Origin of the sequence: Actinacidiphila paucisporea (assembly GCF_900142575.1) — a bacterium.
GTDB classification, from domain to species: Bacteria; Actinomycetota; Actinomycetes; order Streptomycetales; family Streptomycetaceae; genus Actinacidiphila; species Actinacidiphila paucisporea.
In genome coordinates, this window is record NZ_FRBI01000002.1 from 322,931 (window position 1) to 337,722 (window position 14,792).

General features: G+C 73.4%; 12 protein-coding genes. 9 read left to right on the forward strand and 3 right to left on the reverse strand.

Features of this window, described 5'->3' with window-relative positions; all coding sequences use genetic code 11:
- Window positions 1-48: 48 nt before the first annotated feature.
- Entirely contained in the window at window positions 49-1,230 is a 1,182-nt protein-coding gene (locus tag BUE44_RS04535) for an MFS transporter (RefSeq protein WP_073493950.1), read from the forward strand.
- Window positions 1,231-1,273: 43 nt separating this feature from the next.
- Here the strand turns inward: BUE44_RS04535 and BUE44_RS04540 are convergent, their stop codons facing one another.
- Complete coding sequence (locus tag BUE44_RS04540; protein ID WP_143172468.1) at window positions 1,274-1,786, reverse strand: carboxymuconolactone decarboxylase family protein; 513 nt, start codon at window positions 1,784-1,786, stop codon at window positions 1,274-1,276.
- Window positions 1,787-1,870: 84 nt separating this feature from the next.
- Between BUE44_RS04540 and BUE44_RS04545 the strand changes: the two genes are divergently transcribed.
- The 7 genes from BUE44_RS04545 (at window position 1,871) to obgE (ending at window position 11,299) form a co-directional block, all read left to right on the forward strand.
- Window positions 1,871-2,497, forward strand: a complete 627-nt coding sequence (locus BUE44_RS04545) for a TetR/AcrR family transcriptional regulator (RefSeq protein WP_073493955.1) — start codon at window positions 1,871-1,873, stop codon at window positions 2,495-2,497.
- Window positions 2,498-2,580: 83 nt separating this feature from the next.
- On the forward strand, window positions 2,581-3,357 hold the full coding sequence (locus BUE44_RS04550) for a hypothetical protein (RefSeq protein WP_073493957.1): 777 nt from the start codon (window positions 2,581-2,583) through the stop codon (window positions 3,355-3,357).
- Between the two features lie 124 nt (window positions 3,358-3,481).
- Window positions 3,482-4,249: a TIGR03936 family radical SAM-associated protein gene (locus BUE44_RS04555; protein ID WP_073493959.1), complete on the forward strand. Its 768-nt coding sequence runs from the start codon at window positions 3,482-3,484 to the stop codon at window positions 4,247-4,249.
- 219 nt (window positions 4,250-4,468) lie between these two features.
- The gene (locus tag BUE44_RS04560; protein ID WP_073493962.1) at window positions 4,469-8,671 is read left to right on the forward strand and encodes an Rne/Rng family ribonuclease; all 4,203 of its coding nucleotides are present in this window, start codon (window positions 4,469-4,471) and stop codon (window positions 8,669-8,671) included.
- Between the two features lie 467 nt (window positions 8,672-9,138).
- Window positions 9,139-9,462 carry a 50S ribosomal protein L21 gene (gene rplU, locus BUE44_RS04565; protein ID WP_033172875.1) on the forward strand — a complete coding sequence of 108 codons (324 nt, stop codon included), beginning with the start codon at window positions 9,139-9,141 and terminating at the stop codon, window positions 9,460-9,462.
- A gap of 14 nt (window positions 9,463-9,476) precedes the next feature.
- Window positions 9,477-9,731 (forward strand): 50S ribosomal protein L27, encoded by a 255-nt coding sequence (gene rpmA, locus BUE44_RS04570; RefSeq protein WP_073493964.1) that lies wholly within the window; start codon window positions 9,477-9,479, stop codon window positions 9,729-9,731.
- Between the two features lie 125 nt (window positions 9,732-9,856).
- Window positions 9,857-11,299: a GTPase ObgE gene (gene obgE, locus BUE44_RS04575; protein ID WP_073493966.1), complete on the forward strand. Its 1,443-nt coding sequence runs from the start codon at window positions 9,857-9,859 to the stop codon at window positions 11,297-11,299.
- A gap of 108 nt (window positions 11,300-11,407) precedes the next feature.
- On the opposite strand, the gene BUE44_RS04580 is transcribed toward obgE, so the two are convergent.
- Window positions 11,408-11,809 (reverse strand): GtrA family protein, encoded by a 402-nt coding sequence (locus BUE44_RS04580; protein WP_073494534.1) that lies wholly within the window; start codon window positions 11,807-11,809, stop codon window positions 11,408-11,410.
- Between the two features lie 8 nt (window positions 11,810-11,817).
- Entirely contained in the window at window positions 11,818-12,846 is a 1,029-nt protein-coding gene (locus BUE44_RS04585) for a glycosyltransferase family 2 protein (protein ID WP_073493968.1), read from the reverse strand.
- A gap of 291 nt (window positions 12,847-13,137) precedes the next feature.
- Between BUE44_RS04585 and BUE44_RS04590 the strand changes: the two genes are divergently transcribed.
- The gene (locus BUE44_RS04590) at window positions 13,138-14,718 is read left to right on the forward strand and encodes a glycosyltransferase family 2 protein (RefSeq protein WP_073493970.1); all 1,581 of its coding nucleotides are present in this window, start codon (window positions 13,138-13,140) and stop codon (window positions 14,716-14,718) included.
- Window positions 14,719-14,792 lie beyond the last annotated feature (74 nt).

Consider the following 14,792-nt stretch of genomic DNA (forward strand, 5'->3'; position numbering starts at 1 on the left):
GCAGACTACCGATGGCCGCGCCCTGCCGCCCGCCGCCAGGCTGGCAGCATGACCCAGCTCACCGACCCCGCGCGGGCCACGGACGCACCCGCACCCGGCATCTGGCGGCGCATGCGCCTGTGGGGCGTCGCGCACGCCGTCGACGACCTCTACCAGGGCCTGGTGCCGGCCACCGTGCCGTACTTCGTCCTCGACCGGCACTACAGCTACGTCGCCGCCTCCGGCCTCACCCTGGCCGCCACGCTCGGCAGTTCGGTCCCGCAGCCCTTCATCGGCGTGGCCGTGGACCGGCTGCGGCTGCGCTGGCTGGCTGCCGCGGGCGTGGCACTGGCCGGACTCGGCCTGGGGCTGTCCGGGCTCGTGCCGTCGTACGCGGCGGTGTGGTGCCTGATCCTGCTGTCGGGTGTCGGCGTCGCGATGTTCCACCCGGCCGCGGGCAAGGCCGCGCGGGAGTCGGCGGGTGACAGCGCGGCGGCGATGAGCGTCTTCGCGGCCGGCGGCAGCGTCGGGTTCTTCCTGGCGCCGGCCCTGGCGACGCCTGCGCTGATCGCGTGGGGGGTGGGCTCGACCGCGTTGTTCATCCCGCCCGCCGTGCTCACCGCGTACGCGCTGACGCGGCACCAGCGCCGCCGGCAGGCCACGGCGCCCAAGGCGGCGGTGGACGCGGGAACGGACCGGTGGCGGCCGTTCGCGCTGCTGACCGGCGTCGAAGTGGTGCGGTCCGTGGCCTTCTTCGGCGTGAACACCTTCATCGAGCTGTACTGGATCCGCCACCTGCACGCCTCCCGCGCCCTGGCGGGCGCCGCGCTGACCCTCTTCCTTGCCGGCGGCGTCGCCGGCACCCTGCTGGGCGGTCGGCTCGCCGACCGGCTGGGCATGGTGCGGACCGTGCGGATCGGCGGCGCGCTGGTGCTGCCGACGCTGGCGGGCCTGCTGCTGACACCCGGCAGCGTCGTGCCGCTGCTCTTCGCGGTGCTGACCGGCCTCTCGCTGAACCTGCCGTTCGCGGTGCTGGTCAAACTGGGCCAGGACTACCTGCCCACCCGCCCCGGCACGGCCGCGGGCGTCACCCTCGGACTGGCCGTCAGCGTCGGCGGCCTGATCGCCCCGCTGCTGGGCCTGGTGGCCGACGCGCACGGGCCCCGCGGCGCCCTCGCGGTGCTCTGCGTCGTCCCGCCGATCGCGCTGGGACTCGCGCTGATGCTGCCGGAGCCGGAAGGACGCGCGTGACGCCCCGGCCCCGGGAGGCGGACGGCGAAGCCGGTGGCCGGCGCTACGCGACGAAGGGGTCCGCGATCCCGGGTGTCGCGGGGAGCAACTGCTCGGCGGCACGCAGGCCGTGCCAGGCCTCGGCCGCTCCGAAGAGTCCGGAGAAGCGGATCACGGCCCGCACGTCGTCGGGGGTCGCGCCGATCGCCAGCGCCCGTGACACGTGGACGGCGAAGGCCCCGTCGAGTTCGCCGTGCAGCACGTCGGCGGTCAGCGAGCCGAAGACCCGCTCCCGTACGGTCAGCCGCGGTGTGCCGGCGTACAGATGGCGCTGCAGTTCGGCGTAGTCGCCCTGGAAGATGAGCAGTTCGCGCAGGGCGTCGCCGGACACGCCGTGGGTGAGCCCCATCGTGCCGTGCGACTCGAACGGCATGCCCAGCGTCTGCCGGCAGATGTCGGCGACGACGCACAGCGCGACCTTCTCGCGGTCGGTCAACTCGGGGAACCTGTCCCACCCCTGGTGGTACGTCAGGGTGTCCACCGGTGCCTCGACGGGCATGTCCCTGCTGGGATCCACGGGTGCCTCCACGGTGTTGCGCTGCCCGAACGGCCGTAGCGCTACAACTGTAGTCCTACGGGTTCTGCCCTTACCATCGCCTTCATGGATGCGACCACTCCAGCCCGGAGCGGAGTCAGGTGCGGCAACAACCCGCGCGGCAAGGGCGAGAGGCTGCGGGCCGACATCATCACCACGGCGGCCCGGATGCTGGACGTGCTCGCGGACGACCAGGCGCTGTCGCTGCGGGCGGTGGCCCGCGAGGTCGGCATCGCCGCCACATCCGTCTACCTGCACTTCGCCGACCGCGACGCTCTCGTCCTCGCCACCCTCGAACGCTTCGCCGCCGACATCGGACGCGCGATGGAGGCCGCGGAGGCGGCGGCGGCCGACCCCGCGGAGGCGCTCCGCGCGAGGACGCTGCTGCTGGGGACGCGGGCGCAGGAGCACGCCGGGCTGTACAAGGTGCTCTACGAGAGCACTCTCAACCAGCGGGTCGAACTGCGCTTCAAGCGGGGCTTCCTGGAGAGCTGTGTGACCGCGGTCCAGCGCTGTGTCGACGCCGGCCTGGCTCCGCGGCGGGACGCGAGGGCCACGGCCCTCGACCTCATGGCGGCGGTGCATGGCAGCGTGTCGCTTCGGATCAATCGTTGCGATACGCCGTGGCCGCCTTTCCCGGAACAGCTCGACCGGTTCCTCATCGGTCTCGTGGGGCTTCCCGCCCGGGGCTGACGGCCCCTTGCGGCGGGCGGTCGCCTTCCCGCCCGTGAGGGTTCCCGCTGCTCGGGGGCGTGGCGGTCGGTTAGGTTCTGGCCATGACATATCAGGGGGAGGTCCGGCGCCCGGCGCCGGAGGGTGGGGACGGCTGCCTGGCCGCCGCGATACGGCTGCCCGTACGCGTCGTCGCGTTCGTCGTCGTACTGCCGATACGGCTGCTGTGGGACCTGCTGGCCGCCACCTGCGGGTGGCTGTGGCGTCACGTCCTGCGCCCGCCGCTGGCGTTCGTGTGGCGGTACCTGGTGGTGTGGCCGCTGGCCGCGCTCCACCGGTACGTCCTCGTACCCGTCGGCGCCGCGATCGGCTTCCTGTGGCGCTGGCTGGTGGTGTGGCCGCTCGTCGCGCTGTGGCGGTACGTGCTCGCCCCGGTCGGCCGGGTGCTGTTCCTGCCGGTGGCCCGCGCGATCGCCGCCGCCGTGGCGTTCCTGGTGCGCTACCTGCTGGTCGTCCCGGTGGGCTTCGTGTGGCGGCGGCTCGTCGTGCCGGTGGCCCGGGAGATCGGCGCGGCGCTGGCCGTCGCGTGGCGCGGGACGGCGTACGTGTCGCGGGCGGTCGGGCGGGCGCTGGCCTGGCTCGGGCGGGTGCTGATCGCCGTGCCGGTGGCGTGGGTGTGGGGCTGGACCCTCGGCCCCGCGCTGCGGTGGTTCGCGCACGCGGTCCTGCGGCCGGTCGCGGAAGCCGTCGCCGAGGTGCGGCGCACCGTACGCCGGGCACTGCTCGGAGCGCCGCCGACCCGCAGCGCGCCGGCGCCCGCTCCCGTGCGGCCGCGGCCCGACCCCCGGACGGACTTCGCGCGCCGCGACGACGACCGCTGAGGGCGGCGGCGGGGCCGTGCGGCGCGGCGTAACCTTGGACGGGACGACGTACCCCCGATTCGCACGTAGGGACTGAACGACACTGGGCAAGCGACAGCCCGAAGGCCCGCCGCCCGCACCCGCGGTGCAGCGCATCCGACTGCGCTACACCAAGCGTGGCCGCCTCCGGTTCACCAGCCACCGCGATTTCCAGCGCGCCTTCGAGCGGGCCCTGCGCCGCGCCGAGGTGCCGATGGCGTATTCGGCGGGGTTCACCCCACACCCCAAGGTGTCGTACGCCAACGCCGCGCCCACGGGTGTCGGCAGCGAAGCGGAGTATCTGGAGATCGGCCTGGCGCGGTTCCGCGACCCGGAGCTGCTGCGGGCGCTGCTTGACGAGTCGCTGCCGGCCGGTCTGGACGTCGTCGAGGCGGTCGAGGCCCGCACGTCGGGCCTGGCGGAACGCCTCGAAGCGTCGGTCTGGCAGCTCAGGCTCGACGGGGTCGAGCCCGAGGTCGCCCGGCGGGCGGTCGCGGCCTTCCTGGCCGCGGACGCCGTGGAAGTACAGCGCAGCACCAAGAACGGCATCCGCACCTTCGACTGCCGGGCCGCGGTCACGCGGTTCGAGGTCGTCGAGGGCGACGGAGACCCGGACGACACGACACACCAGGGTGCCGATAGGCCGCAGGCCCAGGCCTGTGCGATACTGCGCCTGGTTGTGCGACACCTGACACCTGCCGTGCGACCCGACGACGTACTGTCCGGCCTCCATGCGACGGCCGACCTCGCGCCGCCGGTCCCCGCTGCGGTGACCAGGCTGGCGCAGGGGCCGCTCGACGAGGACACCGGGACGGTCACCGACCCGCTCGCGCCCGATCGCGACGCCGTGACGGTGTCCGCCGGTTCCGCTTAGCCACGTCGTCACGCGTCGCCGACGCACCAGGGAGCCACCCGGGTCCGGCGCCGCAGACCACATGAGACTTTCGCCGGCCACCAGAACGGGCGGCCGACGAGCGACACAGCAGCTCCCGTGCGGCGCCCGCGCCCCGGAGGGCGGCCCCCGCGATCCAAGCGGCCTGCCACCTCCGACCTGGACGCGGCGCCCGGGAGCATGACGGGAGCACTGCCCGAAATGCCCGACCAGACCGATTCCCAGCCCACCGCAGGCGAGACCCCCGCGGAAGCCGCTCCGGCCCGCCGCCGCCGCGCCGCCTCCCGCCCCGCCGGCCCGCCGGCCGGCGCGACCGCGGACGGCCCTGCCGCCGCGGACGACGCGGCCGAGGCCGCCCCGGCCAGGCGCCGTACGCGCAAGACCGCGGCGAGCACGGAAGAGCCCGCCGCGACCACCGACTCCGGTGACGCCCCCGAGGCCGCCGCACCGCGCCGCCGCGCGACCCGTAAGACCGCCGCGAGCACGGAAGCGCCCGCCTCGGAGGCCGCGACCTCCGAGGACGCGGCACCGCGCCGCCGCGCGACCCGCAAGGCCACCGCGCCCGCCGCCGCCGACGAGACTCCGGCGCCCGACGAGGCCTCGGCGCCCGCCCGCCGTCGCGCCACCCGCAAGGCGACCTCCCCGGCCGGTTCCCCCGCCGTCACGGAGGAGCCCGCCGCCGAGGCCGAGGAGACAGCGGCGCCCGCCCGGCGCCGTGCCACCCGCAAGGCGACCGCGCCCGCCGCGGAGGAGCCGGCCGCCGAGGCCGCCGCACCCGCGAGTGACGAGGCCGCCGGGTCCGAGGCCGCTCCGGCCCGTCCGCGGCGTCGTGCCACTCGTAAGGCGACGGCGCCTGCCGGTTCGCCCGCCGTCACGGAGGAGCCCGCCGCCGAGGTCGTGGCGCCCGCCGCGGTGGAGCAGCCCGCCGAGGCCGCCGAGCCCGCGGTCTCCGACGCGGCTCCGGCCCGTGCCCGGCGCCGTGCGACCCGTAAGGCGACCTCCCCGGCCGGTTCGCCCGCCGTCGCGGAGGAGCCCGCTGCCGAGGTCGCGGCGCCCGCCGCGGCGGAGCAGCCCGCCGAGCCCGCGGTCTCCGGCGAGGCCCCCACCCGTGCCCGGCGTCGTGCCACCCGCAAGGCGACCGCCCCGGCCGGTTCCCCCGCTGTCGCGGAGGAGCCCGCCGCGCAAGCCCCCGCCGCGCAAGCCCCCGCCCGTACGCAGCCGGCCGCGGCCCAAGCCCCCGCCGAGGAGGCCGCCCCCGCAGGGCGGGCCCGGCGGACGCGGAAGAAGGCGGCGCCCGCCGCGACCTTCTCCGCACCCGGCGGTGACGGCTCCCGGCGCCTGAAGCCCGGCGCGCTGGCCCCCCAGCACGAAGGCGGCGCGGACGCGGACACCGCCGCGCCCGCGACCGAGTACACCGGCAGGGCGCTGCGTGACGGCGACGGCTGGGCCGTCGAGGTCGACGACGCCTACGAGATCCGCGGCTACGGCGCCACGCCCGAGGACGCCGCCGCGCAGGCGGTGACCGCGCTGGCCGACGCCTTCGGCATCCCGGCGGAGTCGCTGACGCTCGACGTGCGGACCGAGGCGGCGCCCGCGCGCGGCCGCCGCCGGGTCGTGCAGCCGCCGACCGCGGTCTTCCAGCCGCCGGTCTTCGGCGCCCCCACCGCCGCGCCCGCGGCGGCCGAGGAGGCGGAGCCCGAAGCCGAGCCCGAGCCCGAGGCCGAGGAGCACGAGGGTGGCGGCCCGCGCCGCCGCCGTCGCCGCAGGGGCGGCGCCGCGGTGGAGGCCGAGCAGCCCGAGGCCGCGCAGAGCACCGAGACCGCCGAGGTCGAGGCCGAGGAGGCCGAGGACGGCGAGGGCGAGGACGGCGAGGACCGCCCGTCGTCCCGGCGCCGCCGTCGTGGTGGCCGCCGCCGTCGTCGCGGCGACTCCGCCGAGCACGACGAGAACGGGTCCGACCAGGACGAGGACGAGGACGAGTCGCAGGACGACGAGGCCGAGTCCGCTGACGAGCACGAGGACGACCACCCGCAGGGCGGCGGGGCCGGCGGCAGCACCAGCAGCCGCCGTCGCCGCCGTCGCCGTCGCCGTGGCGGCGACTCCGGCGCGGATGACTCGCACGGCGGCGACGTCGACGACCCGGAGCGTACGGTCGTCAAGGTCCGCGAGCCGCGGCAGAGCCCCGAACCGCTCGGTACCGGCGCCGACCAGGTGCAGTCCATCAAGGGCTCCACCCGTCTGGAGGCCAAGAAGCAGCGCCGCCGGGAGGGCCGCGAGCAGGGCCGCCGCCGGGTGCCGATCATCACCGAGGCCGAGTTCCTGGCCCGCCGCGAGGCGGTCGAGCGCGTCATGGTGGTGCGGCAGAACGGCGAGCGCACCCAGATCGGCGTGCTGGAGGACAACGTCCTCGTCGAGCACTACGTCAACAAGGAGCAGGCCACCTCCTACGTCGGCAACGTCTACCTGGGCAAGGTCCAGAACGTGCTGCCGTCCATGGAGGCCGCTTTCGTCGACATCGGCAAGGGCCGCAACGCGGTGCTCTACGCCGGTGAGGTCAACTTCGAGGCGCTCGGCCTGTCCGGCGGCCCCCGCCGCATCGAGTCCGCGCTCAAGTCCGGCCAGCCGGTGCTGGTCCAGGTCACCAAGGACCCGATCGGCCACAAGGGCGCCCGCCTCACCAGCCAGGTCAGCCTGCCCGGCCGCTACCTGGTCTACGTGCCCGAGGGCTCGATGACCGGCATCAGCCGCAAGCTGCCCGACACCGAGCGCGCCCGGCTCAAGACGATCCTGAAGAAGATCGTCCCCGAGGACGCCGGCGTCATCGTCCGCACCGCCGCGGAGGGCGCCAGCGAGGACGAGCTGCGCCGCGACGTCGAGCGCCTCCAGGCGCAGTGGGACGACATCCAGCGCAAGGCGAAGAACGGCGGCGGCTCCAACGCGCCGACGCTCCTCTACGGTGAGCCCGACATGACCGTCCGGGTCGTCAGGGACATCTTCAACGAGGACTTCTCGAAGGTCATCGTCAGCGGCGACGAGGCCTGGAGCACCATCCACGAGTACGTCACCCACGTCGCACCCGACCTGGCCGACCGGCTGTCCCGCTGGACGTCGGAGGTGGACGTCTTCGCGACATACCGCATCGACGAGCAGCTGCTCAAGGCGCTGGACCGCAAGGTGTGGCTGCCGTCCGGCGGTTCGCTGGTGATCGACAAGACCGAGGCGATGGTCGTCGTCGACGTCAACACCGGCAAGTTCACCGGGCAGGGCGGCAACCTGGAGGAGACCGTCACCCGCAACAACCTGGAGGCGGCCGAGGAGATCGTCCGGCAGCTGCGGCTGCGGGACCTCGGCGGCATCGTGGTGGTCGACTTCATCGACATGGTCCTGGAGTCCAACCGCGACCTGGTCATGCGGCGGCTGCTGGAATGCCTCGGCCGGGACCGCACCAAGCACCAGGTGGCCGAGGTCACCTCGCTCGGCCTGGTCCAGATGACCCGCAAGCGGGTCGGCCAGGGCCTGCTCGAGTCCTTCTCCGAGACCTGCGTCCACTGCAACGGGCGCGGCGTCATCGTCCACATGGACCAGGCCACGACCATCGGCGGCGGCGGCGGCAAGCGCAAGCGGCGCGGCGCCAAGGGGCACGAGCACGTGGCCGACGTCGAGATCGAGGCGGAGGTCGAGACCGAGGCGGACGAGCTGCCCGAGCTGGAGCCGATCGAGGTCGGCGAGTCCGACCTCGTCCCGGCGGTCGGCGACCCCGAGGAGGAGTGGTTCGGCAGTGCCGCGGAGGCGGAGGCCGCCGCGAGCCCGTCCCGCGGCCGCAACCGGCGGCGGGGCGCGCGCAAGGCGACCGCGCCCGCCGGGGCGCCCGCCGCGGCGGCTGGGGAGGCCGACCAGGCCTTCGTCGTCGTCCCGGTGAGCGAGCCGGACGTCGAGCCGGTGGCAGTGCTGCCGCAGCCCGAGGGCTCCGCCGAGCCGCCGGCCCGCACGCGGCGCCGTGCGACCCGCAAGGCCACGGCTCCCGCGGGTTCGCCCGCGGCGGCCGAGGACGCGGCCGTCGTGGTCGTCGCCGCCGAGGCGCCGGCCGCTCCGGCGGCCGCCGCCGAGCCCGAGCCGGAGGTCTCCACCGAGCCGCCGGTGCGCACGCGGCGCCGTGCGACCCGCAAGGTGACCGCCCCCGCGGGTTCGCCCGCGGCGGGCGAGGACACCGAGATCGTGGTGGCCGCGGTCGCGACGACCGCCCCCGAGTCCGCCCCCTCGGAGGCGGCCGAGGTCGAGGCCGAGCCGAAGAAGCGGGCGCCCCGCAAGGCCCCCGCCAAGAAGGCGGCGGCGGCCAAGAAGACGGCGGCTAAGAAGACGACGAAGAAGGCCGCGGCCAAGAAGGCCACGACCCCGGCGGAGTAGTCCCCGCCACCCCCGCCGCCCCGTGGGGCGCGCCCGACCCCGTTCGCACGGCGAGGCGCGCCCCGCGGGCGTGTCGGGGGACCCCCACGCCAACGCGCAAGGGGGCGCCCCCCAGGGGCGCGGGGAACTGCGCGACCAGCCGTCGACCGGCCGCGGGTCGTCACCGGCCCGAAGGGGCTGTCCGATCTGTACCGGACCACCGGCCGGTGGGTGGCTGAGCGCGCAGTTCCCCGCGCCCCTGGGGGGTACCCCTTTGCGCGGGGGAAGCGCCGTACGCGGCGAAGGGGTCGCGGGGGGCAACCCCGAGGGGATTTGACCGGGCCGGAGGCGCTACGTAAAGTTGAGCTTCGGCGTTTCTGCGCCATTCTCCTGAGCACGTTCCTCCCGGTCAGCCGGGAGAGGCCCCCCGCGTAAGACATGGGACGGCTGGCATCAGGGGTCCGAATCGAGCAGAGAGTGAGTTCAACGTGTACGCGATCGTGCGTAGCGGTGGCCGCCAGCACAAGGTGGCCGTCGGCGACATCGTCGAGGTCGACAAGATTCCCACCGGCAAGGTCGGCGACGCCGTCGAGCTCTCGACGCTGCTCGTGGTGGACGGCGAAGCCGTCACCAGCGACCCGTGGGTGCTGGCCGGGATCAAGGTCGAGGCCGAGATCGTCGACCACCACAAGGGCCAGAAGATCGACATCCTGCGTTACAAGAACAAGACCGGTTACCGCCGTCGCCAGGGTCACCGCCAGCAGTACACGGCGCTGAAGATCACTGGCATCCCCGCTGCGGCTGCGAAGTAAGGGACTGAGGAGAGATGGCACACAAGAAGGGCGCATCGTCCACCCGGAACGGTCGCGACTCCAACGCTCAGCGGCTCGGCGTGAAGCGCTTCGGCGGCCAGGTCGTCAACGCCGGTGAGATCATCGTCCGCCAGCGCGGTACCCACTTCCACCCCGGCTCCGGCGTCGGCATCGGCAAGGACGACACGCTGTTCGCGCTGTCGGCCGGTGCGGTCGAGTTCGGCACGAGGCGCGGTCGTCGCGTCGTGAACATCGTTCCGGCTGCCTGAACGGCACGCTGAGGACTCTTCCGAGGGCGGACTCGCTTCCCGGCACACGGGAAGCGGGGCCGCCCTCGGCGCGTTATGACTGCACGCGAATGCGCGCAGACCCGTATGTATCTGGAGGAAATGCCATGACCACCTTCGTGGACCGCGTCGAATTGCATGTCGCCGCGGGTAACGGGGGCCACGGCTGCGCCTCCGTGCACCGGGAGAAGTTCAAGCCGCTGGGCGGCCCCGACGGCGGCAACGGCGGCCGCGGCGGCGATGTGGTCCTGGTGGTGGACCAGGACGTCACGACGCTGCTCGACTACCACCACAGCCCGCACCGCAAAGCCACCAACGGCAAGCCGGGGGAGGGCGGCAACCGGTCCGGCAAGGACGGTACGGACCTGGTGCTGCCGGTGCCGGACGGCACGGTCGTGATGGACGGGCATGGCAACGTGCTGGCCGACCTGGTCGGCCAGGGCACCACGTATGTCGCCGGGCAGGGTGGCCGCGGCGGCCTCGGCAACGCGGCGCTGGCCTCGGCCCGCCGCAAGGCGCCGGGTTTCGCGCTGCTCGGTGAGCCGGGTGTCGCGCGGGACGTGGTGCTCGAACTGAAGACGGTGGCGGACGTGGCGCTGGTGGGCTACCCCAGCGCCGGCAAGTCCTCGCTGATCTCGGTGCTCTCGGCGGCGAAGCCGAAGATCGCGGACTACCCGTTCACCACGCTGGTGCCGAACCTCGGCGTGGTGACCGCGGGCTCGACCGTCTACACGATCGCCGACGTGCCCGGACTGATCCCCGGCGCCAGCGAGGGGCGGGGTCTGGGCCTGGAGTTCCTGCGGCACGTGGAGCGCTGCTCGGTGCTCGTGCACGTCCTGGACACCGCGACGCTGGAGTCCGACCGTGACCCGGCCACCGACCTGGACGTGATCGAGGCGGAGCTGCGGGCGTACGGCGCCGGGCTGGAGGACCGGCCGCGGATCGTGGTGCTCAACAAGATCGACGTGCCCGACGGGCGCGACCTGGCCGAGATCATCAGGCCCGAGCTGGAGTCCCGCGGCTACCAGGTCTTCGAGGTCTCCGCGGTCTCCCACGAGGGCCTGAAGGAACTGTCGTACGCCCTCGCGAAGATCGTCGCCGACACGCGCGCGGCCCAGCCGGTCCAGGAGTCCACCCGGGTCGTCATCCGCCCGCAGGCCGTGGACGACGCGGGCTTCACGGTCACCGCCGAGGAGGACGACCTCTTCCGCGTGCGCGGCGAGAAGCCGGAGCGCTGGGTACGCCAGACCGACTTCACCAACGACGAGGCCGTCGGCTACCTCGCCGACCGCCTCAACCGCCTCGGCGTCGAGGCCGCACTCCTCAAGGCCGGCGCCAAGCCGGGCGACGGCGTCGCCATCGGCCCCGACGAGGACGCGGTCGTCTTCGACTGGGAGCCCACCATGGCCGCCGGCGCCGAAATGCTCGGCCGCCGCGGCGAGGACCACCGTTTCGACGCCCCGCGCGCCGCCGTCACCCGCCGCCGCGACAAGCAGGCCGAACGCGATGACGCGGAGGCGGAGTACCGGGACTTCAACCCGTTCGAGTAGCCGTGCCGGCCTCGCGGCGCACCGGTTCCCGGACGGAAACTCGTTCCGGCAGATCGAGGCCCCCTGGACGCGGTCCAGGGGGCCTCGATCTGTGCTCCGGCTATCGGGTCAGAACACCGTGGCCGGTGGGGTGTCCTTGGTCAGGATGCGGCGGGAGAGGAGGTACGTGAAGGGGATCGCCGCCGCCGCGGCGACCAGCGGGGCGATCTTGTCGTTCATGTGGGCCCACTCCACGAAGGCGTAGACGCCGATGCTGGTCACCACGTAGTTCGTGACGTTCGTCAGCGGGAAGAGGAAGAACTTCCTCCACGTCGGCCGGGTGCGATAAGTGAAGTACGTGTTGAGGAAGAACGAGCCGATCATGCTCAGCACGAACGCCATTGAGTACGCGGCGAAGTACGGCATCACCGGATGCAGCGCCAGATAGAAGCCGTAGAAGGTCGCGGTGTTGACACCGCCGACCAGCGCGAAGCGGACGATCTGCAGCAGTTGCGGCGAGAGCTTGGGCATCGTGGCGCTCACCGGATCTCCGACCGGTCCCGCTTCTCGGACGGGACTCGTTTCTCGGACGGGACCCGCTCCTCGGTGGCGGGCGCCCCGGCCTGGTCGCCGACGCGGAAGGCGCGCGGCGCGTTCGTCTCCTTGACCAGGAAGTGCGGGCGGCGCTTCGTCTCGTAGTAGATGCGGCCGATGTACTCGCCGATCAGCCCGAGCATCATCATCTGCAGCCCGCCGAGGCCGGTGACGGTGACGAGCAGCGTCACGTAACCCGGCGCGGTGGGCCCCTGGATGATCGCCTGGACGGTGATCACCGCCGCGTAGACCCCCGCGAGAGCGGCAAGGCCGAGGCCGGCGTAGATCGCCAGTCGCAGCGGGCGGTTGTTGAACGAGATCAGCCCGTCCATGCCGTAGTTGATCAGCGCCCCGAAGCGCCACTTCGTCTCGCCGGCCTCGCGGGCGGCGTTGCGGTAGTCGAAGGTGACGGTGTCGAAGCCGATCCAGGAGAACAGGCCCTTGGAGAAGCGGTTGTACTCCGGCATGGACAGCAGTGCGTCCACCGCCGGGCGCGACAGCAGCCGGAAGTCGCCGACGCCGTCGGTCAGTTCGACGTCGACCCACTTGTTGATCATGCGGTAGTACAGCCGGCTGACGGCCGAGCGCATCTTCTTGTCGCCCTCGCGGCTGCGCCGCGCGATGACCTGGTCGTGGCCGAGGTGGTACAGCTCCAGCATCCGGGAGATCAGCTCCGGCGGGTGCTGGAGGTCCGCGTCCATCAGGACGACCGCGTCGCCGGTGGCCTCGCGCAGGCCGGCCAGCATGCCGGCCTCCTTGCCGAAATTCCGGCTGAAGGAGACATAACGGGTGCTGCCGGGGTTGTTCTTGGCGAGCCCGCGGAGCCGTTCGAGCGTCTCGTCCCTGCTGCCGTCATCGACGTAGCACAGCTCGTAGTCGATGGCGAGCGTGTCCAGGGTCTCCCTGATCCGCAGGTCGAAGAGGTCGATGACGGCTTCTTCGTTGTAGCAGGGAACTACGATCGACAGTCGCATGGAGATCACTTTCCGCGCCGCATGTAGGTGGGGGGATGTGGCGGCACCCTCCGCCGCACGCTCTGCGGTCAGCCTAGGGTGCGAAATCCTGCACTTCGAGGTTTTACGTGCGTCGGTCGGGAGTGTTCAGTGGGGAGACCCGGTGGGTAAAGTGGGCGTTCACCCGAGTGACAGCTTACTAAAGCGACAAATAGTATCTTGTACTCGATGGTGATCACCACGGTCGGCCCGAAGGCGGCGACCCGTGACAGCCGCCCGTCCGCCCGCTCAGGCAGAAGCGAGGATCGACCGATGGCACGCGTCAGCGTCGTCGTGATTTCGTACAATGACGTGGACCATGTCACCACCGCGGTGCGATCCGCCCTGGCGCAGGGTGACGAGGTCGGCGAGGTGATCGTCGTGGACGACTGCTCGACCGACGGCACCGCTGAGGCGGTCGGCGCCCTCGCCGACGACGCACGGGTGCGGGTGCTGCGCAGGACCGCCAACAGCGGCGGGTGCGGCACCCCCCGCAACGACGGCATGACCGCCGCGACGTATCCCTACCTGCTGTTCCTCGACAGCGACGACGTCCTGCCGCCCGGCGCCGTGGACGCGCTGCTCGCGGCGGCCGACCGGCACACCGCGGACGTCGCCGCCGGGCGGGCGGTCCGCCGGGAGCTGCCCGACGGCCGGGAGACCGTCTGGGCGCCGGAGCTCTACGACACCGCGGCCGGCGCCAAACTGCCCGGCACCCTCCTGCGAGGCGTCGCCGAGCACCCCGAGGTCCTCAAGGACACCCTGTCGGTCAACAAGCTCTACCGCACGGCCTTCCTGCGCGACCGCTCGCTGATCTTCCCCGACGGCGCCTTCCACTACGAGGACTTCGTCTTCACCGCCCGCCTCTACGCGGCCCGGCCCCGTATCGCCTACATCGACGCGCCGGTCTACACCTGGAACGTCCGGCGGCAGGCCGCCACCCAGTCCATCTCGCTGCGCCGGGCCGGCATCGCCAACTGGCGGCAGCGGATCGCCGCGCACCGGGAGGTCGTCGACACCTTCGAGGAGGCCGCGGCACACGACCTGGCGCTCGCCGCCCAGGCGAAGTTCCTCGACTACGACCTGCCGATGTACGTACGCGAGCTCCCGCAGCGCTCGGCGGCGTACGTCACCGACTGGTGGCGGGTCACCCGCGACTATGTGAGCGGTTTCGAGCGGGAGGCGGTCGCGAGGGCCTCGGTGCCGTCCCGCTGGATCGTGCGGGCGCTGACCGCGCCGGGCGCCGACCGGCCCGAGCCGGGCATCGCGGGGCTCGGGCGGCTGGTGGAGCTGGCCGGACGCCCGCCGCGGCTCGTACCGCCGTACGGCGACACCCCGCCGCCCGAGCTGGCCGAGCTGGAACCGCGCGAGCTGCCCGCCGTCGTGGACGCCATGGTGCAGACCGGCACGACCGCCAGGCTCACGCTGCGGGTGCACGACCTGTACGGACGGCTGGCCGCGCTGCACCCGGTGGCACTGCGGGTGGAACTGGTCGAGCGGGGCACCCCGGACGTCCCGACCAGCATGGAGACCCCGCTGGTGGGGGAGGGGGGGACCTGGTCGGCCGCCGTCCGGCTGAACACCGCCGAGCTGGCCCGCGGCGGACGGCTCGCCGTCTGGCACGTCCGCGCGGAGATCCGCTACGCCGGTACGTCGCAGCGCACCCCGGTCGAGGTGCGGGCCGCGGACGGCCAGGCGTCGGGCCGTGGCGTCGTCCTGCGCCGCACCGGCCAGATCCTGCTGGTGCAGACGCACATCACCGGCGGCAGGTCCCTGGTCCTGCGCGTGGCGGACGGCATGGAGGGCGCCAGGCGGGTACTCGGCGCCCGGCTCCGCCGGCTGCGCCGCCGCTGACCGCGCGGCTCGCCCCTGGACGCACCGGTGGGGTGCCGCCTGACCACAGGCGGCACCCCACCGGGCTTGAGCAA